This window comes from Alteribacillus iranensis, assembly GCF_900113025.1.
Taxonomy (GTDB): Bacteria; Bacillota; Bacilli; order Bacillales; family Marinococcaceae; genus Alteribacillus_A; species Alteribacillus_A iranensis.
This window is the reverse complement of sequence record NZ_FONT01000001.1, coordinates 683,881-710,867: the sequence shown is the minus strand read 5'-3', so window position 1 is coordinate 710,867 and position 26,987 is coordinate 683,881. Positions and strand designations below refer to the sequence as shown.

The 26,987-nt window shown below is 41.4% G+C and carries 23 protein-coding genes; 20 read left to right on the top strand and 3 right to left on the bottom strand.

The genetic code is table 11. The features are described 5' to 3' along the window. Nucleotides 1–2 precede the first annotated feature (2 nt). Genes carB through pyrE form a run of 5 tightly spaced genes read left to right on the top strand, consistent with a single transcriptional unit; the run spans nt 3 to nt 6,265 of the window. A complete protein-coding gene (gene carB / locus BM095_RS03505) occupies nt 3–3,227 on the top strand; it encodes a carbamoyl-phosphate synthase large subunit (protein WP_091657416.1) in 3,225 nt (1,074 codons plus the stop codon). Further along, nucleotides 3,224–4,003: a dihydroorotate dehydrogenase electron transfer subunit gene (locus BM095_RS03500; RefSeq protein WP_091657412.1), complete on the top strand. Its 780-nt coding sequence runs from the start codon at nt 3,224–3,226 to the stop codon at nt 4,001–4,003. The genes carB and BM095_RS03500 overlap by 4 nt, the downstream gene beginning before the upstream one ends. Next, nucleotides 4,003–4,914 carry a dihydroorotate dehydrogenase gene (locus BM095_RS03495; RefSeq protein ID WP_281243859.1) on the top strand — a complete coding sequence of 304 codons (912 nt, stop codon included), beginning with the start codon at nt 4,003–4,005 and terminating at the stop codon, nt 4,912–4,914. Before BM095_RS03500 ends, BM095_RS03495 begins: the two co-directional genes overlap by 1 nt. Then, nucleotides 4,911–5,624 carry an orotidine-5'-phosphate decarboxylase gene (gene pyrF / locus BM095_RS03490; protein ID WP_091657406.1) on the top strand — a complete coding sequence of 238 codons (714 nt, stop codon included), beginning with the start codon at nt 4,911–4,913 and terminating at the stop codon, nt 5,622–5,624. The genes BM095_RS03495 and pyrF overlap by 4 nt, the downstream gene beginning before the upstream one ends. Further along, nucleotides 5,621–6,265 (top strand): orotate phosphoribosyltransferase, encoded by a 645-nt coding sequence (pyrE, locus tag BM095_RS03485; RefSeq protein WP_091657403.1) that lies wholly within the window; start codon nt 5,621–5,623, stop codon nt 6,263–6,265. Before pyrF ends, pyrE begins: the two co-directional genes overlap by 4 nt. Nucleotides 6,266–6,380: 115 nt before the next feature. On the opposite strand, the gene BM095_RS03480 is transcribed toward pyrE, so the two are convergent. Next, nucleotides 6,381–8,096: an Rqc2 family fibronectin-binding protein gene (locus BM095_RS03480; protein WP_177194671.1), complete on the bottom strand. Its 1,716-nt coding sequence runs from the start codon at nt 8,094–8,096 to the stop codon at nt 6,381–6,383. Nucleotides 8,097–8,190: 94 nt separating this feature from the next. Here BM095_RS03480 and BM095_RS03475 point away from each other — a divergent pair, with 94 nt between their 5' ends. The 14 genes from BM095_RS03475 to rpe all read left to right on the top strand — a co-directional run bounded on the left by BM095_RS03475 (nt 8,191) and on the right by rpe (nt 24,658). Next, entirely contained in the window at nt 8,191–10,881 is a 2,691-nt protein-coding gene (locus BM095_RS03475; RefSeq protein WP_091657398.1) for a calcium-translocating P-type ATPase, PMCA-type, read from the top strand. A gap of 71 nt (nt 10,882–10,952) precedes the next feature. Further along, nucleotides 10,953–11,834: a YicC/YloC family endoribonuclease gene (locus BM095_RS03470; protein WP_091657395.1), complete on the top strand. Its 882-nt coding sequence runs from the start codon at nt 10,953–10,955 to the stop codon at nt 11,832–11,834. A gap of 84 nt (nt 11,835–11,918) precedes the next feature. After that, nucleotides 11,919–12,179, top strand: coding sequence for an extracellular matrix/biofilm regulator RemA (gene remA / locus BM095_RS03465; RefSeq protein WP_091657393.1), 261 nt, complete (start codon nt 11,919–11,921; stop codon nt 12,177–12,179). A gap of 31 nt (nt 12,180–12,210) precedes the next feature. Continuing rightward, the gene (gene gmk / locus BM095_RS03460) at nt 12,211–12,825 is read left to right on the top strand and encodes a guanylate kinase (protein ID WP_091657390.1); all 615 of its coding nucleotides are present in this window, start codon (nt 12,211–12,213) and stop codon (nt 12,823–12,825) included. Nucleotides 12,826–12,827: 2 nt separating this feature from the next. Continuing rightward, the gene (gene rpoZ, locus BM095_RS03455) at nt 12,828–13,028 is read left to right on the top strand and encodes a DNA-directed RNA polymerase subunit omega (RefSeq protein WP_091657387.1); all 201 of its coding nucleotides are present in this window, start codon (nt 12,828–12,830) and stop codon (nt 13,026–13,028) included. Between the two features lie 179 nt (nt 13,029–13,207). Next, nucleotides 13,208–14,398, top strand: coding sequence for a bifunctional phosphopantothenoylcysteine decarboxylase/phosphopantothenate--cysteine ligase CoaBC (coaBC, locus tag BM095_RS03450; protein WP_091657384.1), 1,191 nt, complete (start codon nt 13,208–13,210; stop codon nt 14,396–14,398). A 12-nt stretch (nt 14,399–14,410) separates the two neighbouring features. After that, entirely contained in the window at nt 14,411–16,825 is a 2,415-nt protein-coding gene (gene priA, locus BM095_RS03445; protein ID WP_091657381.1) for a primosomal protein N', read from the top strand. Nucleotides 16,826–16,923: 98 nt separating this feature from the next. Next, nucleotides 16,924–17,868 carry a methionyl-tRNA formyltransferase gene (gene fmt, locus BM095_RS03440; protein WP_091657378.1) on the top strand — a complete coding sequence of 315 codons (945 nt, stop codon included), beginning with the start codon at nt 16,924–16,926 and terminating at the stop codon, nt 17,866–17,868. After that, on the top strand, nt 17,865–19,235 hold the full coding sequence (gene rsmB / locus BM095_RS03435) for a 16S rRNA (cytosine(967)-C(5))-methyltransferase RsmB (RefSeq protein WP_091657375.1): 1,371 nt from the start codon (nt 17,865–17,867) through the stop codon (nt 19,233–19,235). The genes fmt and rsmB overlap by 4 nt, the downstream gene beginning before the upstream one ends. A 15-nt stretch (nt 19,236–19,250) precedes the next feature. Beyond that, nucleotides 19,251–20,336, top strand: coding sequence for a 23S rRNA (adenine(2503)-C(2))-methyltransferase RlmN (rlmN, locus tag BM095_RS03430; RefSeq protein WP_091657373.1), 1,086 nt, complete (start codon nt 19,251–19,253; stop codon nt 20,334–20,336). A gap of 9 nt (nt 20,337–20,345) precedes the next feature. Beyond that, on the top strand, nt 20,346–21,113 hold the full coding sequence (locus tag BM095_RS03425; RefSeq protein ID WP_091657370.1) for a Stp1/IreP family PP2C-type Ser/Thr phosphatase: 768 nt from the start codon (nt 20,346–20,348) through the stop codon (nt 21,111–21,113). Continuing rightward, nucleotides 21,101–23,104, top strand: coding sequence for a Stk1 family PASTA domain-containing Ser/Thr kinase (gene pknB, locus BM095_RS03420; RefSeq protein WP_245757787.1), 2,004 nt, complete (start codon nt 21,101–21,103; stop codon nt 23,102–23,104). Before BM095_RS03425 ends, pknB begins: the two co-directional genes overlap by 13 nt. 15 nt (nt 23,105–23,119) lie before the next feature. Then, nucleotides 23,120–23,998: a ribosome small subunit-dependent GTPase A gene (gene rsgA, locus BM095_RS03415; RefSeq protein ID WP_091657368.1), complete on the top strand. Its 879-nt coding sequence runs from the start codon at nt 23,120–23,122 to the stop codon at nt 23,996–23,998. A gap of 3 nt (nt 23,999–24,001) precedes the next feature. After that, entirely contained in the window at nt 24,002–24,658 is a 657-nt protein-coding gene (gene rpe / locus BM095_RS03410; protein ID WP_091657365.1) for a ribulose-phosphate 3-epimerase, read from the top strand. A gap of 200 nt (nt 24,659–24,858) precedes the next feature. Here the strand turns inward: rpe and BM095_RS03405 are convergent, their stop codons facing one another. Beyond that, nucleotides 24,859–26,409: a BCCT family transporter gene (locus BM095_RS03405; RefSeq protein WP_091657363.1), complete on the bottom strand. Its 1,551-nt coding sequence runs from the start codon at nt 26,407–26,409 to the stop codon at nt 24,859–24,861. A 220-nt stretch (nt 26,410–26,629) separates the two neighbouring features. Here BM095_RS03405 and spoVM point away from each other — a divergent pair, with 220 nt between their 5' ends. Further along, on the top strand, nt 26,630–26,710 hold the full coding sequence (gene spoVM / locus BM095_RS03400; RefSeq protein ID WP_091657359.1) for a stage V sporulation protein SpoVM: 81 nt from the start codon (nt 26,630–26,632) through the stop codon (nt 26,708–26,710). A gap of 80 nt (nt 26,711–26,790) precedes the next feature. Here spoVM and rpmB read toward each other — a convergent pair whose 3' ends face one another. Next, on the bottom strand, nt 26,791–26,979 hold the full coding sequence (rpmB, locus tag BM095_RS03395; protein ID WP_091657356.1) for a 50S ribosomal protein L28: 189 nt from the start codon (nt 26,977–26,979) through the stop codon (nt 26,791–26,793). Nucleotides 26,980–26,987 lie beyond the last annotated feature (8 nt).

The window sequence follows — 26,987 nt, the reverse complement described above, 5'->3', positions numbered from 1 at the left end:
ATATGCCAAAACGTACAGACATCCATAAAATTTTAGTGATTGGGTCGGGTCCGATAGTTATCGGGCAAGCTGCGGAATTTGATTACGCAGGAACGCAAGCGTGTCAAGCTTTAAAAGAGGAAGGGTATGAAGTTATCTTAATTAACTCGAATCCGGCCACCATTATGACAGATACAAATATGGCTGACAAAGTATACATGGAACCTATCACGCTCGATTTTGTCACTCGTATTATTCGCAAAGAAAAACCCGATGCATTGCTGCCTACGTTAGGTGGCCAAACAGGACTCAATATGGCAATGGAATTGCATAGAGAAGGGATATTAGAAGCTTATCAAATAGAATTATTAGGAACCGAGCTGGCTGCTATTGAACAAGCAGAAGACCGAGAAGCATTTCGAGCTCTGATGGGTGAATTGAATGTTCCGGTACCAGACAGTGAAATTGTTCAAACATTAGAGGAAGCAGAGCGCTTTGTTGAAGAAATTGGATATCCTGTGATTGTAAGACCAGCTTATACACTTGGTGGGACAGGCGGAGGCCTTGTATTTAATGAAAACGAATTAAAAGAGATTGTCAGTTCAGGATTGAAATATAGTCCGGTCACTCAATGTTTAATTGAGAAAAGTATTGCCGGTTACAAAGAAATCGAATATGAAGTGATGAGAGATTCGGCTGGGCAAAAAATTGTCGTTTGTAATATGGAAAACATCGACCCCGTTGGCATTCATACTGGGGATTCTATCGTCGCGGCTCCATGCCAAACGTTGTCTGACAGAGAAAGTGGAATGTTGCGTCGGTCTGCGTTAAACATTATTGAAGCCCTAGGGATAGAAGGAGGATGTAATGTACAATTTGCCCTATCTCCTGACAGCTTTGAATATTACATTATAGAAGTAAATCCCCGGGTCAGCCGTTCCTCGGCTTTAGCATCGAAAGCGACAGGCTATCCCATTGCAAAGCTTGCTGCCAAAATTGCAGCTGGATACCAATTGGATGAACTTAAAAATCCAATTACAGGAACGACATTCGCTTTCTTTGAACCGGCCCTTGACTATGTTGTTACGAAAATCCCGAGATGGCCATTTGATAAGTTTGAATCCGGTAATCGTACGTTAGGAACACAGATGAAAGCTACGGGAGAAGTCATGGCGATTGGCCGATCATTCGAGGAGTCTTTGATGAAAGGGATTCGCTCGTTGGAACTCGGGAAACCACATCTTGTTGACGCCTCATTCAGTAAGTTCACAGACGAACAAATCGAAGAAAAGTTAACCAATGCTGAAGACGAGCGCATTTTTGTAGTAGGAGAAGCGTTCCAACGTTCTTGGTCATTAGACAAGGTGTTCGAGTTAACAAAGATCAATCCATTTTTTCTAGAGAAAATGAAAGATATTGTGGAGACAGGAAAAAATCTGGCGGCTCAACCAGGAAATATAACATTGCTGAAAAGAGCAAAGGACATGGGTATTTCCGATGAAATGGTTTCTATTGTATGGGAATGGGAGGAAAGAGACGTATATGATTTCAGGCGGGACCATAGCATTACTCCCGTGTACAAAATGGTGGACACTTGTGCAGGCGAATATGAGTCCCAGACTCCATACTACTATTCATCCTATGAAGAAGAAAATGAAAGTGTAAGGTCAGACAAAAAGTCAATCCTAGTCATCGGCTCAGGACCGATTAGAATTGGACAAGGTGTAGAATTTGATTATGCTACTGTTCATACTGTCTGGTCTTTACAGGAAGAAGGCTATGAAGCGATCATTATTAATAACAATCCTGAAACGGTTTCTACGGATTTTAGTATCTCTGATAAATTATATTTTGAGCCGCTCACCATAGAAGACGTCATGCATGTTGTTGACTGTGAGAAACCTGAAGGGGTGATCGTTCAATTTGGAGGACAGACTGCAATAAATCTGGCGGATGGTTTACATGAACGTGGAGTCCAGATATTAGGAACAACCCTTGAAGATATGGATCGAGCAGAGGACCGAGACAAGTTTGAACAAACGTTACAAGATCTTAATATTCCTCAGCCATTAGGCCAAACAGCGACTTCCGTAGAGGAAGCAACCGCGATTGCTGCAAAGATCGGCTACCCGGTTTTAGTACGTCCTTCTTATGTTCTCGGAGGGCGAGCTATGGAAATTGTCGATAATGAGGAAGAATTAATGTCTTACATGGCTCGGGCTGTAAAAGTAAATGAAAAGCATCCTGTGCTTATTGATCGATATTTGTTAGGAAAAGAAATAGAAGTGGATGCGATCGCTGATGGGGAGACTGTTTTCATACCAGGGATCATGGAACATATTGAAAGAGCTGGTGTGCACTCAGGGGATTCTATCGCTGTATACCCGACTCAAACGATTTCAGATGAATTAAAACAAAAACTTGTAGAGCGGACTATAGCCATCGGCAAAGGACTTAATATAAAAGGATTATTAAACATTCAATTCGTTATTCATGAAAATGAAGTATATGTGTTAGAAGTAAATCCGCGTGCGAGCAGAACGGTACCGTTTCTAAGCAAAATTACCGGAGTTCCTATCGCCTCGATAGCAGCTAAAATCATGATTGGTGCGAATTTAGACAGTCAAGGGTATGAACGTGGTTTGTTACCAGAAAAGGACGGCGTGTCAGTAAAAGTACCTGTATTCTCTTTTGCAAAACTACGAAGAGTAGATATTTCATTAGGGCCGGAAATGAAGTCGACTGGCGAAGTAATCGGCCGGGATGAGTCGTTGGAAAAAGCATTATATAAAGGATTAATTGCTTCCGGCATGAAAATACCTACACATGGCTCGGTGCTATTCACGGTGGCAGACAAGAATAAAGAAGAAGCATTAGAGCTTGCACGCCGTTTTTATCGAATCGGCTATCACCTGATTGCGACGGAAGGCACGGCGACATTCCTTCAACAACATAATATTCCCGCCACTGTAGTGAACAAAGTAGCGGAAGAATCACCAAACTTGCTTGATATTATCCGAGAAGGAAAAGCCCAGTTTATCGTGAACACCTTGACGAAAGGAAAGCAGCCGGCTCGGGACGGCTTCCGTATTCGCAGAGAAGCAGTAGAAAATGAAGTGGTCTGTATGACCTCGATCGATACGGCTGATGCACTTCTTAAAGTGTTAGAGATGATTACTTTTTCCGCGGAAGCTATGCCACTTATGGAATCGAGGAAGCAGCCGCTAGGGAACGGAGTGAAAGAATGATAAAAGAAGAGATGAGAATACGTTCGAACCTTCCCATAGCCCAGCATATTTTTGAGATGAAACTGGAAGGAAATATACCAGAAGAGGTCAACCAGCCGGGACAGTTCTTGCATATGAAAACAACCAATCAAGTTACACCACTTTTGCGCCGGCCGATTAGTATTTGTTCCAATGATAAAGATAAAGGACAATTAACAGTCATATACCGGTCTGGTGGTCAAGGGACGAAGTGTATATCCGAAAAAAAGATTGGTGACACAATAGACGTTCTTGGTCCGTTGGGCAATGGATTTAATATAGAGAATGTGAATAGAACAGATACAGTCGTATTGGCTGGTGGAGGAATTGGTGTGCCGCCTCTGTATGGGCTCGGATTAGAATTAAAGAAAAAAGGAATTCATGTCGTTTCTGTGCTAGGTTTTTCGACTGCTTCGGCAACATTTTATCACGATAAATTTGCTGAACTAGGGGAAGTATTTTATTGTACCATGGACGGAACAGAAGGGCATAAAGGAACTGTGACGGATGTCATGCGTCGAGAAAATATCTCATTTGACCAGTTGTTTGCGTGTGGTCCTGTTCCTATGTTGAAGTCTCTCGAAGATACTTTTCCAGACGCAAAAGGTGCCTTATCTCTTGAAGAGCGAATGGGCTGTGGTATTGGCGCATGTTTTGCCTGTGTATGCCATGTGCAAGATGATCCAACAGGGAAGGACTACAGAAAAGTTTGCAGCAACGGTCCTGTGTTTCCATGGAGAGAGGTGGCATTGAGATGATTCTTGAAACAAAACTTCCCGGTTTACCAATGAAAAATCCTATTATGCCTGCATCGGGCTGCTTTGGATTTGGAGAAGAATTTGCAAAACTATATGACCTCTCCCAGCTTGGATCGATTGCTTTAAAGGCAGCCACTGCAGAACCCCGTTATGGTAATGAAACTCCGAGAGTGGCTGAAACACCAGCTGGGATGTTAAACGCAATTGGTCTCCAAAATCCAGGGGTAAAGGATATTATTGAGAAAAAACTGACTTGGTTAGAACAATATCAAGTGCCGTTACTAGCAAATGTGGCAGGTTCTACGATGGAAGACTATGAAAATACTGCGAAACAGTTGGCAGATAGTGGATTAGTAGGAGCCATAGAACTGAACATTTCTTGCCCGAATGTGAAAGAAGGAGGGATTGCATTCGGCACGGATCCTGATTTAGCAGCGGAATTAACCTCACGTGTGAAAAAAGTATCAAGTATACCGGTTTATGTGAAGTTGTCTCCCAATGTCACAAGCATTGTAGATCTTGCTTTGGCAGTGGAAAAGGCAGGTGCCGATGGACTGTCGATGATAAACACTGTAACGGGAATGCAAATAAATGTGAACACAGGAAAACCGTTACTAGCTAACAAAGTTGGAGGTTTATCCGGACCGGCTGTAAAACCGATAGCTATCCGTATGATATATGAAGTTCGACAACAGACCGATCTTCCTATCATTGGAATGGGTGGGATACATTCAGTGGAAGATGTTGTGGAATTTTTATACGCAGGGGCAAATGCCGTTGCGATCGGTACCGCGAACTTTACTAACCCTTTTATATGTCCGGAGATTATTCAAGGACTCGAACAATGGGCAAAAGAGAAAAAAGTTGCGAACATACACGATGTAACGCGTAGCGAGGTTGTAGAACAATGAAAGAGCCTGTAATCATAGCCATGGATTTCGATAATAAGTCATTAGCTAATACGTTTTTGAAGGAATTTGGAGAACAACAACTTTTTTTAAAAGTAGGTATGGAACTTTTTTATAAAGAAGGTCCTTCAATTATTTGGGAATGGAAAGAAGCAGGGCATCACATTTTCCTCGACTTAAAACTTCATGACATCCCGAACACAGTGAGAGAAGCGGCTCGTCAAATTGCAGCTTTAGGCGTCGATATGACGACCATACACGCAGCTGGCGGTATCCGGATGATGGAAGCGGCACGTGAAGGATTGGAGGCTGGAACACCTTCCGGACACCATCCACCCGCTTGCCTGGCAGTGACTCAGCTAACAAGCACAAGTGAAGACATCATGAGAGAGGAATTATTAATAGATAGATCACTGGAAGATACTGTTATTCATTATGCGCAACACGCAATGAGAGCTGGGGCTACTGGAGTGATATGCTCAGCATTAGAGGTTCCTTCTATCAAAGAAAGGGTAGGACAAATGTGTAAAACCGTAACACCAGGGATTCGCCTAAAGCATAATAACAGAGATGACCAAAAACGAGTGGTCTCCCCCTATAAAGCACACACATTAGGAAGTGATGCCATTGTGGTAGGTCGAAGTGTAACGAAGGCAGCGAATCCTGCAGAGGCATATCAAGAAATCTTAAAACAATGGAGGAATGACTCATGAAACATTGGTTAGCAAAAGAGCTTATCAACATTCACGCTGTATCCTTGTCACCAAACGAGCCTTACATTTGGTCATCTGGAATAAAGTCGCCTATATACTGTGATAATCGATTAACATTATCGTACCCTGCTTTAAGACAGTGTATCGCGGAAGGGTTAATTGCAATCATTCATAAATATTATCCTGAAGTGGATGTGATTGCTGGTACCGCTACGGCAGGTATTCCACATGCTGCACTTGTTGCCGACCGTATGGGGCTTCCTATGATTTATGTACGTGGAAAATCAAAATCACACGGGAAAGGAAATCAAGTAGAAGGTACGTTGAAAGCGAACCAAAAGGTAGTAATTATAGAAGATTTGATTTCCACAGGCGGAAGTGTTATCACTGTCCAGAAGGCAATAGAAGAAGCAGGGGCAAATGTACTCGGAAGTGCTGCGATTTTTACGTACGGACTGCAGAAAGGAAAGGATTTGTTGCTAGAAGCGGGGTTGCGTTATGAAACATTAACAGATTATAACGCCTTACTCGAAGCGGCATTAGAAAATAAATATGTGACCTCGGAAGAAATGACTCGTTTACAACAATGGCAAAAAAACCCGGAGAATGACTCCTGGCTATCACTACCGGTGAATGAATAATAGAGGTCATTTATTCGTAAGGTTACAAACAAAGAAGAGGCTGTTCGCCGTATGATAGACATACGATGAGAACAGCCTCCTTTCTAATAACTTAAATAGTAACTATTCCCTATCATCATGAATTGTCACGCAAACGGAGGACAAGATCTTCATCTGGCGTAACAAATATGGTAGATTGTTGTTCATATGTGACAAATCCAGGCTTTGCCCCATTAGGTTTGTGAACATGCTTTACTTTCGTATAATCAACAGGAACAGATGCGGAAGATTTTGCCTTCGAAAAGAAGGCAGCAATGTTTCCAGCTTCCAATAAAGTCTCTTCATTATAGGAGTCACTACGGATAACAACATGAGACCCTGGTATATCTTTTGTATGCAACCACGTATCTTCTTTGTGAGCTACTCGATTCGTTAAAAATTCATTTTGCTTATTATTTTTTCCAACTAGAATATCGACACCTTCGCTTGATTTGTATTTCTCGAGAGAAGGTTTTCCCGGTTTTCTTTTTCTCCCGTCCTTTTGAGGTCTTTTCTTAATATATCCTTGGTCTGCCAGCTCTTCACGTATTTCTCCGATATCCTGCGTTGATGCAGATTCCAATTGTTGAATTAACTGCTCTAAATATGCCATTTCCTGCTTTGTTTCCTCAATTTGTTCTTTTCCTTTGGAGTAAGATGTTTTTAATTTATTATAGCGACGGAAAAAGTGTTGAGCGTTTTCAGAAGGTGACTTTTCAGGATCAAGAGGGATCGTAAGGGTGCCTCCTTCTTCATCATAATAATCTATTACTTCAATTTCTTTCTCACCACCCTGAATCATGTGGAGGTTAGCGGTAAGAAGTTCACCATACTTTTGAAAGTCATCTGCTTTTGTTGCTTTTTGGACAGATTGTTCCAGCTTTTTAATTTTCTTTTTGTTTTTCTCCCATTCATTTCTTAAGAACCGCTCTAGATCATGAGCTTGCTGCTTTACACGATCTCGTTCAGCTTTTCCAGTGTGAAATCTCTCGAGCATCTCACTTACCGAATCAAATTCACTTTGGCGGCCTTGAAGATGAGTTAAAGGAAGGACAGTATAATATTCCTTTCCGTTTACTTCTATGGTTTGGGGATGATACGTATGTTCTTTGATCTCTTGCATAATAGAAGTAAAGGTAGAAGCAATTTTTTCGGCGCTGCCTAGTCCGGATCGGTGAATAATTTCTCGTGCTGTTTGAGGTGAGATACCTGTGAAAGACTGGACCAGCTGGCGGTCAACCTTTCCTTGGTTCATGTCCAGCTTTTTTAATACATCTTCTTTCTCTGCCATTAATGGATCTAGCTTATCCTGAGCGGGAGGAGCAACATACTCTCTTCCTGGCAAAATTGTACGATGCCGATTTACAGAAGGTGGAAGATGCTTCATGCTATCTAAAATATGATTCGTTTTCTCATCCACTAGTATGATGTTACTGTGCTTTCCCATAATTTCAACAATGAGTAATTTTGTAGCTTTATCTCCAATTTCATCTTTTCCCTCAATAACAAATGTAACGATTCTTTCCATACCTTGTTGACGTATTTCTTTTATAAACCCGCTTTCTAAATGCTTTCTTAGTATCATACAAAACATGGGTGGCTCTGCTGGGTTTTCTAACTTCTTGTCCGTTATATGAAACCGTGAAAAGTTGGGATTAGCTGATATAAGCAGCTGATAGTTTTTACGGTTTGCTCGAACAGTAAGTAGTAAATCTGTTTTAAAAGGCTGCTTTATTTTAGTTATTCGTCCATTTGATAATGTCTCGTCACATTCATGGACAACGGCTCGTGTCATTATTCCATCAAAAGACATAAGTTCAATTCATCCTTTCTCTGCACAAGTATAGCATGAAATGAAGCTTGTCTGAATAAGATGAGGTGACACGTATATGCAGAGGTGAAGATGGATGAATTGGCATCAACAATCGAAAGAAGAATTGGAAAAGCTATTTCAGGTCTCCGTAGACGCTGGCTTATCGGAAAAAGAGGCGAAGAAACGCTACCGTGAAGTAGGACCTAACTCATTGGAAGAAAAGAAAAATACGCCGGCATGGCTGCTGTTCCTTAAACAATTTCAAGATACCATGATTATCATCTTACTAGGTGCTACAGCCATCTCTGCTTTGCTAGGAGAACTTGTTGATGCAGTCACAATCCTATGTATTGTCATTTTAAATGGGGTCCTTGGTTTTATTCAGGAAAATAAAGCAGAAAAGTCTTTAGATGCCTTGAAAGAATTGGCATCCCCTGTTATGACGGTCAAGCGTAACGGCAAATGGCTGACGATTCCATCAGTAGACGTAGTCCCTGGAGATATTGTTAGATTGAGCGGGGGAGATAAAGTCAGTGCTGATATTAGGCTGATATCCGGTGGAGAAATTACCTCAGAGGAATCGGCTTTAACAGGAGAGTCCCATCCTGTAATAAAAGGCACACATTTAATTAATGGAGATCAATTAGCGATAAGTGATATAACGAACATGGCTTTTGCCGGCACATTAATTACAAAAGGTCGTGCCGAGGGCATAGTCGTTGCGACAGGGATGAATACCGAAATGGGAAACATCGCTCATTTATTGACAGAATCAAAAGATTCGGAAACCCCTTTACAAAAACGACTTGCTCATTTAGGTACTATGTTGATCACAGCGGCTCTATTACTAACTGCTCTCGTTGTCATTCTAGGTGTTTTTCAAGGACAATCGTTTTATAAAATGATATTTGCAGGCGTATCGTTAGCAGTTGCAGCTATCCCAGAAGGGCTTCCTGCTATCGTTACAGTAGTACTTGCTCTTGGTGTTCAAAGAATGATTAAAAGAAATGCTATCGTCCGACAGCTTCCAGCAGTGGAGACATTAGGCTGCGCTTCTGTCATTTGTACGGATAAAACAGGTACTCTTACTCAAAACAAAATGAAAGTTATGGCTTTATGGAACGGAAAAGAAATGACATCAAGACCACGTACAAAAGGATTTTCTAAGAAAAACCATGAAAAGCTGTTAACCTATGGAGCTTTATGTAATCAAGCTGTGTTGGACTACCTTGAAGACCAGAAAGAAGAGTTAAGTGGAGATCCTACTGAAAAAGCACTCGCTGAAGCTGCTATTTCTGCAGGAATTAATCCCGGGGCATTGGCATCTTCATATGATATCAAGCAAGTTTTTCCATTTGATTCCGAAAGAAAATGCATGTCGGTGGTGGTTGAGGAGAGGGATGGAGACGATTTAATCGTATGTAAAGGAGCTCCAGATGTTTTACTAGAAAAATCGTCTTACACGGAAAGGAACGGAAAGCTAGAACGGTTGACTCCTACGCGAAAAAGAGAAATCAAACAAGCTATTCAGTGGATGGCTAATAAGGCGTTACGAAACATTGCTATAGCTTATCGACCAGCTACAGAAGAAAGTACGTTGACAAATGCATCAGAGGCTGAACGAAATTTAATATTTGTAGGTATTCAAGGTATGATTGATCCTCCTCGTCCCGAGGCTAGAGATGCGGTGAAAGAGTGTAGAAGTGCTGGCATTAAAACCATCATGATTACAGGTGACCATGAAGTTACGGCAGCCGCTATTGCGAAAGATATTGGCATTTTGCCACCCCATGGAAAAGTAATGACAGGAAGGGATTGGAACCATGCAAATGAAAAGGAAAAAGACCTCGTTATACAGAACACTTATGTGTTTGCTCGTGTCAGCCCCGAAGAAAAACTTAATATTGTAAATGTTTTAAAGAGGCAAGGGCACGTAGTAGCGATGACAGGTGACGGAGTAAATGACGCCCCCGCATTAAAATCGGCGGATATCGGTATCGCCATGGGAAAGACAGGAACAGATGTGGCCAAAGAAGCCTCGGCCCTCATTTTGCGTGACGATAATTATTCTACGATACGCTCTGCGATCAAAGAAGGACGTAATATTTACGAAAATATACGCAAATTTATACGGTACATGCTTGCATCCAATGTCGGTGAGATATTAGTAATGTTATTTGCTGTGATGCTTGGTCTGCCTTTACCTTTGGTGGCTATACAAATCTTATGGATAAATCTTATAACCGATGGATTGCCCGCTATGGCTTTGGGGCTCGATCAACCAGAAGGAGACGTCATGAAACGACCACCAAGGTCTGCCTCTGAAAGTATATTTGCAAGAGGGATGGGTTGGAAAATAATTAGCAGAGGTTTTCTTATTGGGTGTGTTACTCTCGTTGGTTTTATGACAGCATTATATGAACAGCCAGATAACTTAGTCAGAGCCCAAACGATAGCATTTTCTGTACTGGTTATGGCACAACTTATTCACGTATTTGATTGTCGGGCAGATAGAACAATATTTGATAGGAATCCCTTTGAAAATAAGTATTTAACTGCAGCTGTTCTGTCATCCATGGTTCTGCTGCTGGCTGTCATTCATACACCAACGCTACAACCTATTTTTAATACGACAGCATTGTCCCCAGTTGAGTGGTTGTACGTTCTCGCTTTAGCAGCCATTCCTACATTTGCGCTCGCGGGAGGGATCTTTTTTAGAAAAACGGGGGGAAGAACGTATCGAAGTATAAAAGGGAAATTAGGAGAAAAAGGGATAAATCAATAGTTTCTTCTTTTCTTTTGCTTGTAGAGGGTGTTAGAATTGTTTAGAATAGGAATTAACCGGATGTGATAGTAATGACCGTTAGTATGACTGGTTTTGGGCATGCTCAATCTCAATACAAAGATGGACGAATCATTGTCGAAATAAAATCCGTGAACCACCGTTTTTGTGACATTCAATTTCGAATGCCGAGACAGCTGATGATGCTTGAGGAGCAGTTACAGACTTTGGTTCGGAAAAAGGTGGCCAGGGGAAAAGTAGATGTATTTATTAGTTTGGAAGGCATTTCCCCTTCCACCAAACGAACAAGTGTTGATAGGGAATTGTTGCATCACTATCTAGACGAAGCGGATCAGTTAGAACAATATAACTTATTTGATCCTCGCTTGAGTCTTCAAGAATTTTTGTTCCACCCTGATATTGTGACCGTCGAGGAAGAAACGAAAATGGCCCAAGACTGTATGGATGAGATTAAGGCAGCTGTCCAGTTAGCAGTGGACCAACTGTTTGAAATGAGATTAGCGGAAGGGAAGAAGCTGTTTGAAGACATCATACAACGTATCGACATGATACGAGGTCTTACGGCTAACATAGAAAGACAAGCTCCTAAAGTGGTCGATTATTATATGAATCGTTTACATCAACGGATAGCTGAACTGCTGGATGGTCGATATGAACTAGAGCAAGAAAGAGTGTTAACAGAAACAGCTGTATTTGCAGACAAAATAAACGTAGAAGAAGAAATAACAAGAATGTATGCGCACTGCGATCAATTTATCAGTATTATGGAAGACAGAGGCGCAAAGGGAAGGAAGCTGGACTTTCTCGTACAAGAGATGAATCGAGAAGCGAACACCATAGGCGCGAAAGCAAACGATGCGACGCTTAGTCATCTTGTAGTGGAAGTGAAAAGTGAACTTGAAAAAATAAAAGAACAAGTGCAAAATATAGAATAGTCAGCGAACGCATTTTCGTATACTATAATAATAAAGCGGTAAAGATAGTAGTAGTTGTCGCTTCTGTTGAAATGAGGGGTTCATGTGAATATTAAATTGATAAACATAGGGTTTGGTAACATTGTTTCCGCCAATCGCATTATTTCGATAGTAAGTCCTGAATCTGCTCCTATCAAGCGGATTATACAAGAAGCTAGAGATCGAAATATGCTGGTGGATGCGACATATGGCAGAAGAACACGGGCTGTCATCATTGCAGACAGCGATCACGTGATATTGTCAGCCGTTCAGCCAGAAACGGTAGCACAGCGTCTAAGTAACAAAGATGACATAGCAGATGATTAACAGATAATTTGGCAAGAAAGGCGTTGGAAGTATGAAAGATGATAAAGGTCTTCTTATCGTTCTTTCCGGTCCTGCAGGGGTTGGCAAAGGGACAGTTTGCGGTGCATTACGAATGGAAGACACGAATATTGAGTACTCTGTTTCCGCAACTACACGCAAGCCGCGAGCTGGTGAAAAAGATGGAGTTAACTATTTTTTTAAATCAAAGCAAGAATTTGAAAAAATGATTGAAAATAACAAGTTACTAGAGTGGGCACAGTACCTTGATAATTATTACGGTACTCCGATAGATTATGTAACCGAAACAATCGACAAAGGAAAAGATATCATTTTGGAGATAGAGGTACAAGGTGCAAAAAAAGTAAAAGAACGGTATCCTGAGGGGATTTTTATCTTTTTAATGCCACCTAGTCTTGCAGAGCTTCGCAGCCGCATTGTCGGCCGTGGAACAGAGACTGAAGATGTGATCGATAAACGTATGATGGTTGCGAAAGACGAGCTGGAAATGATGGAAAACTATGATTATGTCGTTGAAAATGATGAAGTGGGCAAGGCAGTAGAACGAATTCAAGCAATAGTAACTGCAGAGCACTGTAAGAGAGAACGACTGATAGAAAAATATAAACAACTCGTGGAGGTCGAATAACCATGTTATATCCATCCATTGACAACTTACTAAAACATATTGATTCAAAATACACGCTGGTCACTATTTCAGCACGTCGGGCTCGCGAGTTAAAAGAGCTTGAGATGGAAGGGGCAGGCGATCAGCACGACTCTTCGAAGCTCGTAGGAATAGCATTAAATGAAATTAACGATAAGAAACTCACTTATAAAAAAGACTCGTAAGATTTTCCGTTGCCAACAGAATGAGCTGTAACTATGCTCATTGCAAACTAAGCTCAAGAAGATATCTTTCTAAAGAGGAGGATGTCAACGGAAGAAAGCGGTATAAATAACGTGGACAACAGCAACCTATCCTTATTGATAGGTTGTTGTTTTCATTCACATGCTAGGAGAGGACAGTTATGCTTCAAAATAAACGTATTATTTTGGGAGTTAGTGGAGGGATTGCAGCATATAAATCAGCGGCGCTCGCAAGTAAACTAACGCAGGCAGGGGCTCAAGTCAAAGTAGTGATGACAGAAGAAGCAAAGAAATTTATCACCCCTCTTACGTTTCAAGCGTTAACTCGTGAACGAGTGTACGATGATACATTTGAAGAAGCTGAACCGGATAAGGTATCACACATAGATGTTGCGGATTGGGCTGATATGATAATCATAGCACCAGCAACAGCTAACATTATCGGGAAGGCAGCAAACGGAATAGCTGATGATATGTTATCGACTATTTTGCTCGCTTCGCTGTGTCCTATATATATCGCCCCTGCCATGAATGTAAATATGTATCAGCACCCCGCTGTACTAGAAAATATGAACGTATTGAAAACACGTGGCTGTCAATTTATTGAACCAGGGGAAGGGTATTTAGCTTGCGGTTGGATTGGAAAAGGTAGAATGACAGAGCCGGAAGATATTATCCACTATATTGAAACATCAGTAAAGAAGAAATCTCCTTTCCAAGGAAAAAAAGTACTCGTCACTGCAGGTCCAACCTATGAGTACGTAGACCCGGTTCGAGTTTTCACAAATCCCTCCAGTGGAAAAATGGGGTTTGCTGTAGCGGCTGAAGCTTCAAAAATGGGAGCAGATGTGACACTCATTACAGGACCCGTACATCTGGAGAGTCCGAGCAATGTAAAAAGGGTTGACGTGATAAGTGCGCAAGACATGTATGATTCAGTAATGGAACAATATGAACAGTCAGATATTGTTATTAAAGCGGCTGCTGTCTCTGACTACCGTCCTATACATGTGGATAGTAGAAAAGAAAAAAAACAAGAAGGCGACGTAACGATCCCGATGGAGCGTACGATGGATATATTGGCTGAATTAGGGAAAAGAAAAGAAAACCAATTACTAGTGGGCTTTGCTGCGGAATCGCATAATTTAATCGAATATGCACTTGATAAGATGGATAAAAAAAATTTAGACATCGTAGTCGCTAATAATATTACTTCCGAAAATGCTGGTTTCCGCTCCGATACAAATCAAGTTTTGCTGATTAAGAGAGATCAGGAACCAGTAGAGTTACCATTAGCTTCTAAAAAGAGTATAGCGAAAGAGATTCTCGCTCAGTTGGAAACATTATTGTGAAGGATCGTGTAAATTATGTATGCAAGAGTAATTGTGGATGTCGCAGCAGGGCAAATTAATAAGCCATTTGATTATGCCATTCCTGATGAATTGTCTCATCTCATTCGTCCTGGAATGAGAGTTATCGTTCCATTCGGCCCCCGGAAGATACAAGGTTTTGTATGGAAAGTTGCAGAGTCCACGGACGTACCAAACGTAAAGCCAATCGCAGATGTACTTGACCCCCATCCCGTTTTAACGTCGGAGCTCTTGGAATTAGGAGAATGGCTCGCAAAAGAGACAGTATGTTTTTTAATTACTGCCTTTCAATCGATGATTCCGGCGGCAATACGAGCAAAATCGAAAAAAATATTGCAGCTTAATAGTGAAAATGATCAATTACCTCCTGTTCTCCAAGTGCTATTTCAAGGGAAACATAAGGTGGAGTGGGATAAAGTACCAAAAGAAAAAGGTACTCTTTCTCTAGTAAAACAAGCCTTAGAAAAGAATATAATGGAAGTTGTTTATGAAGTAAAAGATAAAACGAGAAAGAAGACGATACCAGCGGTAAAATTATCACGAGAAGTGAGAGATCAATCTCTATTGGATGTTCTCGACTCGCGGGCTAAAAAGCAATATGCCGTATTAGATTATATGAGGAATCATTCGGATGGGAAATCTGTTCCAATCCAACGTGTAATGGAAGATCTAGCGGTTACAAGGCAAGTCATTCGTACGCTCATTCAGAAAAACCTCTTAATAGAAGAAGAATTGGAATCGTATCGCGATCCTTATGAAAACAGAGAATTTCATACATTCCCGCGCCCAGCATTGACCGAAGGACAGACAAACGTCCTCGAGCCCATTGTTCAATCATTGGAGAAGAAAGAACATGTGCCATTTTTATTGCGAGGAGTAACGGGTAGCGGAAAAACAGAAATATATTTACGTGCCATTGAAAGAGTAATAAAAACGGGAAAAGAAGCGATTGTACTTGTACCGGAAATATCATTGACACCACAAATGGTTGAACGGTTTAAGGGACGGTTCGGTTCGAAGGTAGCTGTTCTCCATAGTGCGTTATCGTCTGGTGAAAAATATGACGAGTGGAGAAAAATTCACCGAAAAGAAGTACAAGTAGCCGTTGGTGCGAGATCTGCAGTGTTTGCCCCATTTGAGAATTTAGGTTTGCTCATTATCGATGAAGAGCATGAAGGCAGTTATAAACAGGAAGATCATCCGCGCTACCACGCGCGTCAAGTTGCGTTATGGAGAGGAAAATATCATGGATGCCCTGTCATTATGGGGAGTGCTACTCCTTCATTAGAATCTTATGCTCGAGCTAAACGAGGAGTATACAGATTACTGGAATTACCAGAACGAGTGAACAACACTGCGCTTCCGCCTGTCCATATCACAGATATGAGAACGGAGTTAAAGAAAGGGAATCGTTCTGTTTTTTCGGAGATATTACTTGAGAAATTAAAAGACCGACTTCAAAAAAATGAACAATCCGTTCTATTTTTAAACAGAAGGGGATACTCCACGTTCATCATGTGCCGGGATTGCGGCTATACAGCTGAATGTCCCCATTGCGAAATCACACTCACGTACCATCACAATGATCGAAAAATCAAATGTCATTACTGTGGTTATGAAGAAATTCTACCTTCTTTGTGCCCGGAATGTCATAGTGACCAAATTCGTTTTTTCGGAACAGGTACTCAAAAAGTAGAACAGGAATTAACGAAACTATTGCCGGAAGCTCGTGTTATACGAATGGATGTAGATACTACGTCCCGGAAAGGATCGCACGAAAAGCTCTTAACATCTTTTGGCAGGGGAGAAGCAGACATCTTACTAGGTACTCAAATGATTGCAAAAGGGCTTGATTTCCCAAAAATCACATTAGCGGGGATTTTAGCAGCGGATACGATGCTTCATCTTCCTGATTTCCGCGCTTCCGAGCGAACGTTTCAACTGCTTACCCAAGTGAGTGGAAGAGCCGGACGTGATAAGTTAGCTGGAGAAGTCGTCATCCAAACTTATACCCCAGATCATTATAGTATTCAGTACGCAAAGCACCATGATTACGAAGCGTTTATGCTAGAAGAGATGGGACAAAGAAAACAGGGAGGCTATCCTCCGTATTATTATTTAGCATTAGTTACAATCGCTCACGAAGATGTTGTCCAAGTTATGAAAACCGCTGAGAAAATAGCCTCCTATTTAAAAAATTCGCTTTCCCCTGAAACGAAAGTACTTGGTCCAACCGTCTCTCCTATTGCCCGGATTAAAGATAGATATCGATACCAATGCATGATAAAATACAGAAATGAACCGAACTTGACCGACATCTTAAATCAGATCGCTGCACGTTATCAGAAAGAAATGGCAGCGGATAAATTTTTTATTTCTATAGATATGAACCCGCAGATGTTTATGTAGCTCCCCGCTGCCAAGAATGAAGGAAGCGGGGTTCATTTCTATCGATTCTTATGAAAGAAGAGCGATAGCTTTCGTGATTAAAAGAGAGGCTGATTGATATGGATATCGTTTTTATGGGCACCCCGGACTTTTCTGTGCCGATTTTAAAAGGTTTAATAGAAAATGATTACACTGTTAGTGCTGTGGTTACACAGCCAGATCGACCAAAAGGCCGTAAAAAAAAGCTAACGCCTCCCCCTGTAAAAGTAGAAGCAGAGAGGCATGGATTAGAAGTTCTTCAACCGGAAACACTGAAAAAAGAAGAACAAATCCAAGCAATCATCGAGAAGAATCCAGATCTAATCGTGACAGCAGCTTACGGTCAGATATTGCCAGAAGAGCTCTTAAAAGCACCCAAGTTAGGGTCTATCAATGTTCATGCTTCTCTGCTTCCAAAATACCGAGGAGGCGCTCCAATTCATCAAGCTATTATAGACGGTGAAGAAAAAACTGGTGTTACTATTATGTATATGGTGAAAGAATTGGATGCAGGAGACATGTTGGCACAAAAGGAAGTAGAAATAACGTATACAGACACGGTAGGAAGTCTACATGATAAACTGAGTATCGTTGGACGTGAATTGCTGCTGGAGACCATTCCCCAGCTGCAGGCCGGCACTCTACAACCAACCCCTCAAAATGAGGCCGAGGCGACATTTGCTCCGAACATCCAACGAGGACAGGAAGAAATTAACTGGGAACGTACAGCATTAGATATTTATAATCAAGTTCGTGGGATGAACCCTTGGCCAGTTGCGTACACCACTTATAAGGAACATTCGTTTAAAATATGGAGTGTTGGTGTGGACAGCCATACACGTACAGACAAGTTTTCACCTGGGACCATCGTTGAAATATCAGCGAACAGACTGCTCGTAGCAGCTGGAGAAGGAACGGCAATAACTGTCGAAGAGTTACAGCCTGCCGGGAAGAAAAAAATGCCTATTGCAGACTTTTTAAACGGAAAACATGAACTCGATGTAGGAGAGCGATTAGGACAATGACTGTTAAAAATGTAAGGGAAGAAGCACTCCGAATTTTAGAACGAGTGGAGAAAGAAGGCGCATACAGTAACCTTCTGCTTAACCACGTATTAAATGAGGGACGTATTGCTGAAAAAGACTCTAATCTGTTGACAGAGCTCGTATACGGGACGATCAAACGAAAGAATACGCTGGATTATTATCTAGGTCATTTCATTAACAAAGGGATCAGTACATTAGATTCATGGGTATTACAATTGCTTCGACTGTCACTATATCAACTTATTTATTTGGATCGAATACCGGATCGGGCGGTCGTCCATGAAGCAGTCAACATTGCCAAAAAAAGAGGCCATAAAGGGGTCAGCAGTCTAGTAAATGGTGTGTTACGCTCTGTCCAGCGTCAAGGGGTTCCCAACATCGACTCGTCTCTTTCTACTCTAGAAAAACTTTCCATTGAGACAAGTCATCCTGTCTGGCTATTAGAAGAGTGGAGAGAGACATACGGTACTGAGCAAGCTGAAAAAATGGCTTATAAAAACCTAGAAACACCGTATGTAACCATTCGTGTCAATCGGCTGCAAACAAAGAAAGAGACAGTTAAGTATAAGCTAGAGAATCATCATGACTGTCAGCTTGATGACGGAAAGCTTGCTCCAGAAGCTCTAAGAGTCATTTCTGGTCATGTGATTGGTAGTGAAGTATATAAAACCGGGGATATTACTGTTCAGGATGAAAGTTCCATGCTCCCTTCCCGGTTGTTAGATCCAAAACCAGGAATGCTTGTTCTGGATGCTTGTGCAGCGCCAGGAGGAAAAACAACTCATATGGCTGAAATGATGGATAATGAAGGAGATATTCATGCCTTTGATATCCATAGAAAGAAAGTGGGATTGATCGATGAACAAGCAAGTCGCTTAGGTATCTCTATCATCAAAGCAGATGCTCTGGATGCGCGGAAATTGACTTCGAGATTTGAAACATTGCGTTTTGACCGTATTTTAGTGGACGCACCTTGCAGTGGGTATGGTGTCATTCGACGTAAGCCCGAATTAAAATGGCAAAAACAGAAAGAAGACCTTGAACGATTTCCGGGTATCCAGCTCAGTATATTGGAGGAGGCTTCGGAGCTTCTCAAAGAAGGAGGGCGTTTGGTATATAGCACGTGTACGGTCAGAAAAGAGGAGAATGAAGAAGTGGTCGAAATGTTTTTAAAGAATAACCGTGATTTCGTAAGAGATAGCAGTGCATCGGAAAATTTTCCATCACCTCTTCAGGAGTTTGATAAAGAAAAAGACGGACAAGTAACCATTCTCCCTCATTATTTTGACACCGATGGTTTTTTTATGGCCGCGTTAAAGAAGAAAAACAAAGGGAATAATTTTTAGAAAGAGGAGTCGTATATGCAATCTTTAAAAAAGAAAGTCGGAGTAAAAGCACCAGAGAAGCCGTCGATTTATTCATTAAGGTATGAAGAACTTGAGAATTGGCTGAAAGAGCAAGGAGAACCATCTTTTCGCGCAAAACAGATATATGAATGGCTCTATGAAAAACGAGCAGCAAATTTTGAGGACATGACCAACATTTCAAAGAGACTTCGCAGCAGGCTGGAAGACACGTACACAATGACTGTATTAAAACAAACGGCACGCCAAGAGTCCGCGGATGGTACGATTAAGTTGTTATTTGAGCTTCATGATGGATATACGATTGAAACCGTCTTAATGAAACACAATTATGGAAACAGTGTTTGTGTGACTACACAAGTAGGCTGCCGTCTTGGCTGTACATTTTGTGCGTCTACGCTTGGTGGGTTAAAACGTAATTTAGAAGCAGGAGAAATAACTGCACAAGTAGTGGAAGTTCAGCGTGTACTAGACGAAAAAAATGAACGGGTCGATTCAATTGTAGTTATGGGCATTGGCGAACCTTTTGATAACTATGACCAATTGTTACCTTTTCTTAAAATCATAAACCATGATAACGGGTTGAATATCGGAGCTCGTCATATTACTGTATCAACGAGCGGAATGGTTCCACGTATTTATGATTTCGCTGATGAAAACATGCAGATTAACTTTGCAATATCCTTGCATGCACCGAATTCAGAGGTGCGTTCAAGGTTAATGCCGATTAACCGTGCATGGTCCGTAGATAAATTAATGGAAGCTATCCGTTACTATCAAGACAAAACAAATCGCCGTGTTACTTTTGAATATGGTCTCTTTAATGGAGTAAATGACCAAGTAGAGCATGCTGACGAGCTGGCTGACTTGATAAAAGGGATTAAATGTCATGTTAATCTCATGCCGTTTAATTATGTTCCAGAAAGAGACTATGTGAGAACAAGTAGATCTGATGTTTTTGCGTTCGAAAAGAAATTAAAAGAACGCGGCGTGAATGTTACGATACGCCGAGAACAAGGACATGATATCGATGCTGCCTGTGGCCAGCTTCGCGCAAAAGAAAGAAAAGAAGAAACGAGGTGAATCTCTTCCGTGAAAACTGCGTTTGTGACGGATGTTGGAAAGCTCCGCGAACATAATGAAGATGCCGGAGGAGTATTTGTGAACAAAGCAGGAGAATATCTAGCTGTGGTCGCCGATGGGATGGGCGGCCATCAAGCTGGTGATGTTGCAAGCCAAATAGCAAAAGAGATGCTAGAAACAGCCTGGTGCTCCATTGACCAATCATTTACGCCCCAAAGTGCCGAAGAGTGGTTAACAAATAAAATTTCAGACGTAAACAAAGCTATCTTTCATCGCGCACAAGAAGAACGGTCTTTGTCTGGAATGGGAACGACAATTGTGGCTGCTTTATGCACCAATCATTTTGTTGCGTTAGCCCATGTAGGGGACAGTCGTGCGTATTTTATTACTAAAGAAGCACTTCTTCTCAAAACAGAGGACCACTCCCTCGTAAATGAATTAAAGAAAAATGGGCAAATAACAGAAGCGGAAGCCGAAAATCATCCTCGGAAGAATGTATTAATTCGTGCGTTAGGAACCGAAAGGGAAACAAAAAGCGAGAGTGTCGTTTTGGGATGGGAAGAAGGCCAAGGAATACTGTTGTGTTCTGATGGGCTTACAAACAAGTTAAATAGCGATGAATTGCATGAAGTTATGTTATTGAATCTACCCTTGCCTGATCAAGCCCAGAAAATTGTACATATGGCAAATGAGCGAGGAGGAGAGGATAATATTACCCTTGCTCTCGTCCTTCACGAACCCCAAGATGAAGAGGGGATAACGTCATGTCAGAACTGATAGGTAAAAGAATCAGTCAACGGTACGAGATCCAAGATATGATCGGCGGAGGCGGGATGGCTCATGTCTATAAAGGGATAGATCTCATACTTGAAAGACCGGTGGCGGTGAAGGTCTTGCAGCCTCAATATAATACAGATGAGGAATTTATCCGCCGTTTTCATCGGGAAGCCCAAGCAGCTACGTCACTCGCTCATCCTAATATCGTTAATATATATGATGTGGGAGAAGAAGAAAACTTATACTATATCGTCATGGAATTCGTAGATGGAGAGACGTTAAAACAAAAAATCCAACATGACGGTCCACTTCCATTAGAACAAGCGATTGCTCTGATGGAACAAATATTAAGTGCAATTGGCCATGCCCATCTCAATCACATTGTACATCGAGATATAAAACCTCATAATATTCTACTAACTACTGAGGGAGAGGTAAAAGTAACTGATTTTGGTATTGCTCGTGCCGCGTCCGCCGCAACGATTACACATACTAATTCAGTTATGGGTTCCGTACATTACCTGTCACCAGAACAAGCAAGAGGCGGTTTTGTCACAGCACAATCAGATATTTACTCTCTTGGTGTTGTGTTGTATGAAATGATTACAGGGAGTTTACCTTATACAGGGGATTCTGCCGTAACCATAGCATTGAAGCATTTACAAGAACCGCTGCCTCGTCCGTCTGAGCATAGACCAGGCCTTCCTCAAAGCTTGGAAAATATTATCCTTAAAGCGACTGTAAAGGATCCAGGTATGAGATATGGCAACATTTCAGAGATGCATGAAGATTTAAAAACCTCATTGCATCCTGAACGCAGAAACGAGCCTCCATTTGAATTGCCCGGGGATGAGGATGTTACGAAAGCAGTACCCATTATTAAAGAAGGTTATCCTACAGACAACGATGAGACAAAAATCGCTGAAAATAACAACAACATCACATCTCCAACAGATAGTAAAGGCGAGAAAGATGACAAAGCGAAAACTCCAAAAAAGAAAAGACGCTGGTTATGGGTTCTTCTCTTTCTCTTACTCTTTTTTACAGCAGCAATTATATTTGCATTTACAGCTCTTCCCAATATGTTAAGAGTGGCAGATACAGAAGTGCCAGATGTAGTGGAAATGGAAGAGTCAGAAGCAATTGAAGAAATAGAAGCAGCAGAACTGATTCCAGAGGTTGAGAGGTCATTTGATGATGATGTAGAAGTCGATCATGTTATTTCCCAAGATCCGAGTGGCGGCAAGTCTGTAAAGGTAGATAGTACAGTAACATTATATGTCAGTGATGGGATGAAAGAAGAAGAAATGCCAGAACTGATCGGGCTCAGTCGCGAGCAAGCAGAGGAAGCACTGAGCGACTACGAAAATATCGAATTTACGGCAAGTGAAACGGCTGATATCCCACCCGGCAGGATCATGGACCAGTCTCCTGAACAGGGAGAAAGCGTAATACCTTCTGAAACAACGGTTTATTTAACCTATAGTGTGGAACAGGAGTTTCAGCTTGAAAATTTGGAAGGCGCTTCTAAAGATGCAGTGGAGAACTATTTAAGAAATAATCAGTTGAATGGAAATTTTGAAGAACGCCACTCTGATGTCGTAAGAGAGGGGCGCGTCATTGAGCATTCTCCTGGTCCTTACAACAACGTCACAGCAGGAGAGACGGTAACCTTTGTCATATCCATCGGCCCAGACGAAGAACCAGAAGAAAATACCGTAGAGGAGACTGAAGAAGAAAAGAAAGTAGAACAAGTGGAAGCAGTGATTCCAGTAGAGGTCGAAGAGGAAGAAGAGGCTTCTTTTGACATTCTTATTGAGTACGAAGATGCTACGACAGAGGAACAACCAGCTGTTTTCATTGAAGAGACGATTTCAGAAACTAAGACGTACCGGATACCATTAGAGGTAACGCCAGAAAAACCAGGATCGTATACGTTGTACGTAAATGGAGAGGAAGTTCAGTCAAACCGTTATAATTACGGCGAATAATAATAAGGAGGGTATATGGAAGAAGGGATTATTGTAAAAGCACTCAGCGGCTATTACTATGTGGAAAATAGTCAAGGAACATACCAGTGCCGGGGCAGAGGTCTGTTTAGAAAGCAGAAGATAAATCCTTTAGTAGGGGACAGAGTAAAGTTTGAGATCGATCAAAATGAAGAGGGCTATGTTTATGAAATTTCAGAAAGGCGTAACGCGCTCATTCGCCCGCCAGTGGCTAATATTGATCAATCCTTTCTTGTGTTTTCGGCAGAAGAACCTGCGTTTTCTTCTCTCTTACTTGATCGCTTTCTTGTTCATATGGAAGCAATGGATATTGAATCGGTTATCATTGTGAACAAAATTGATTTAGCAGATGAATCAACGAAGCAAGAACTGAATCAGTATAAAGAGAATTACGAGAGATGCGGCTATCCGTTTTTCTTCCTTTCCGGTACGAAAGGTGAAGGGGTTCAGCAGCTAACCCCTTTATTAGAACAAAAACTAACTATAGCTGCAGGTCAATCTGGTGTTGGAAAATCTACGATACTTAATTCGCTTGTACCTTCGTTGGATTTGAAGACAGGAGAAATATCGAAACACCTTGGAAGAGGGAAGCATACCACTCGTCATGTAGAACTCGTTCGAATGTATGGAGGTCTCGTAGCTGACACTCCTGGTTTTAGTTCTCTTGATTTCCAAGACATATCAGAAAATAATTTAGACATTTGTTTTCCGGAAATGAGAGAACGGATGCCAGCATGTAAGTTTCGAGGGTGTACGCATAGGAAGGAACCAGGCTGTGCCGTAAAAGAAGCGGTGGAGGCAAAAGATATACCAAATTACAGATATGACCATTATGTTACGTTTTATGAAGAAATATTGAACCAACGGAGGTATTAAACAATGACAAAAGTAGCCCCGTCTATATTATCAGCAGATTTCTCCCGTTTGAGAGACGAAGTTACAGAAGTAGATGAAGGAGGAGCGGACTATATTCATATAGATGTCATGGATGGTCATTTTGTACCCAATATTACGATTGGTCCTTTAATCGTAGAAGCAGTGAGACCTCATACGAAGAAGCCTCTTGATGTCCATTTAATGATTGAAGAACCAGAAAAGTACATTACTGATTTTGCTAAAGCAGGAGCAGATATTATTTCTGTTCATGTGGAAGCATGTCCTCATTTGCATCGAACCATTCAGCTGATTAAGAATGAGAATGTAAAAGCGGGTGTCGTAATAAATCCAGCTACCCCCGTAGAAATAATTAAGCCTATATTACAAGATGTTGATCTCGTTTTACTAATGACAGTAAATCCAGGTTTTGGGGGACAAGCGTTCATTCCGGAAGTATTACCTAAAATCTCAGAGGTAAAAGAGCATCTGGATAAGATAGGATCAGAGGCGGAAATTGAAGTAGATGGTGGTGTAAACGCAGAGACAGCAGAAGCTTGCCGAAAAGCAGGAGCCAATGTTTTAGTGGCAGGTTCTGCGATCTATAAACAAACAGACCGAGCAGCAGCCATTGCTGCGATACGAGGTTCTTCTTACCATTAAGATACGTGGTTCACTGTCATTATAATTTGTATACCAATATGAGGGCTGTTCTAATATACTGAGCAGTCCTTTTTGTTGTAATGACTCGAGTCTTCGTCTGCGGAAAACCTCTGCGGGCCATTGCGTTACCCTAGATAAGAATAGCTTTAGAAAAAAGAGAAAGGTGACGTGAGTGACACTATCACCTTTGACAGGAAAAGCTACGTTGGATTGATTTCAGGTCTTTTTCTACGTCGGCGTGAATTTTTCTTTGCTCCTTCTGGATCAGTCACTGTTTTCTTTTCGGCACGGAATGCTTTTAAGATAGAGAACGCCATAGCTATTAAGACAATAGCTAATGGGAAAGCACTAACGATGATCGTCGTTTGTATGGCTTCTAGACCTCCCGAGGCCATAAGGACAATCGCCGAAGCCGCGAGGATGATTCCCCAGCTAAATTTCACTGCATTAGGAGGCTCGGTTCCACTCTGCGTTGTTTGTAATCCGAGAACATACGTAGCTGAATCTGCGGAAGTTATAAAGAACGTAGTAATTAAAAATAAGGTGATAAGAGATAAAAGCCAACTGATAGGGAGCTGTTCAAATACGTAAAACAAAGCAGTTTCCAAGCTTTCTCCAGATACAGGAATCCCTAAATTAAATTCTAAAAAAATTCCTGTTCCTCCGAAAACACAAAACCATAATGTACAAACGACAGTTGGAACGAGTAATACAGCAATCATAAATTCGCGTACCGTTCTTCCTTTTGACACGCGTGCAATAAAAGTACCTACGAAAGGCGCCCATGATATCCACCAAGCCCAATAAAAGATCGTCCAGTTTTGAAACCAGGCTGCGTCTTCCGAATTAAAGGGAGCTAATCGCAACCCCATTTGCGGCAAGTTTTGTAAATAGGAACCAAACGTAGTCGTAAATAAATCTAACAAGAAAATAGTTGGGCCTAAAATCAACAAGGCCACAAATAGGATAACCGCCAATATCATATTCGTATTGCTTAAATATTTTATCCCTTTTTTCAAGCCCGTCCCTGCACTTATCATAAAAAGAATGGTAACGATTGAAATGATCATCAACTGTATCCAAAAATTATTAGGAATACCTGTTAAAAAGCTTAAGCCGCCATTAATTTGAGCTGCCCCCAGACCGAGAGATGCACATACCCCAAATACAGTAGCAAATACTGCAATTACGTCTATTACCTCACCTGTACGTCCCTTCACTCGATCTCCTAATAAGGGCCGAAGAGTGGCACTCATTAAGCCTGGATAACCTTTTCTAAATTTAAAGTAAGCTAACCCAAGAGCAATTGACGCATAAATGGCCCAGGCGTGAAAGCCCCAATGTAAGTAAGTGTATCTGAGACTTAAAATCGCCGCATCATCAGTTCCACCACTCGGTAGTAAAGGAGGGTTGGAGAAGTGAGAAATTGGTTCAGAGACACCAAAAAACAAAAGGCCGATTCCCATCCCGGCGCTAAACAACATTGCTATCCACGTAGGACGACTAAACTCGGGCTTGTCCTCTTCTTTCCCCAGTCTAATTTTTCCGTAGCGACGACTAAAAATAAGAAAGAGGGCAAAGAGAAGAAAAAAAGTGGCAGCAATTTGGTAAAACCACCCAAAGTTCTGCATAAAAAAGGATAAAGCCGCATCCATAGAAGCTTGCAAATTAGTAGGGAATATTACGCCCCAAAGAACAAATATAATCGCCAGAATAATGGAGACCCAAAATACCCTGGTTACTTTTTTCATCACAACATCCTCCTTTGTTTACCTAGTGTCTGAAAAAATAGGGAAGATTATGCTTGATGAAGGGTATGGAAAATTTTCTATGTACTATTTTTCACTTTTTGAATATACATATAAGAGAAACGGTAAGTTACGGGCAATGAAAAATTTATGGCGGAAGAAACAAGGTGATTACAAGAGGCGCGTGCCGCGTAAAATATATAAGAAATAGGGAGGAGATTCTATGAAAATTTATACGATTAAACTGCCTAAATTTCTCGGGGGGTTTGTACGCGCCGTTATTGGCACGGTGAAGAAGGAATAGTAAATGATAATTTTATTATGTAAACAAATATAGTATTAAAACCGGAACTCTCATAATGAGGTTCCGGATTTTCGTCCTAATTATACACGTTGAACTTTGCCAGATTTAAGAGCGCGAGCAGAAACATATACTCTTTTAGGTTTTCCGTCAACCATAATGCGCACTTTTTGAACGTTTGCGCCCCAGCGGCGTTTCGTTGCATTGTTAGCGTGTGAACGGTTATTGCCGGATTTAGGACCTTTTCCAGTCACATAGCATTTCCGTGCCATAACGTGCA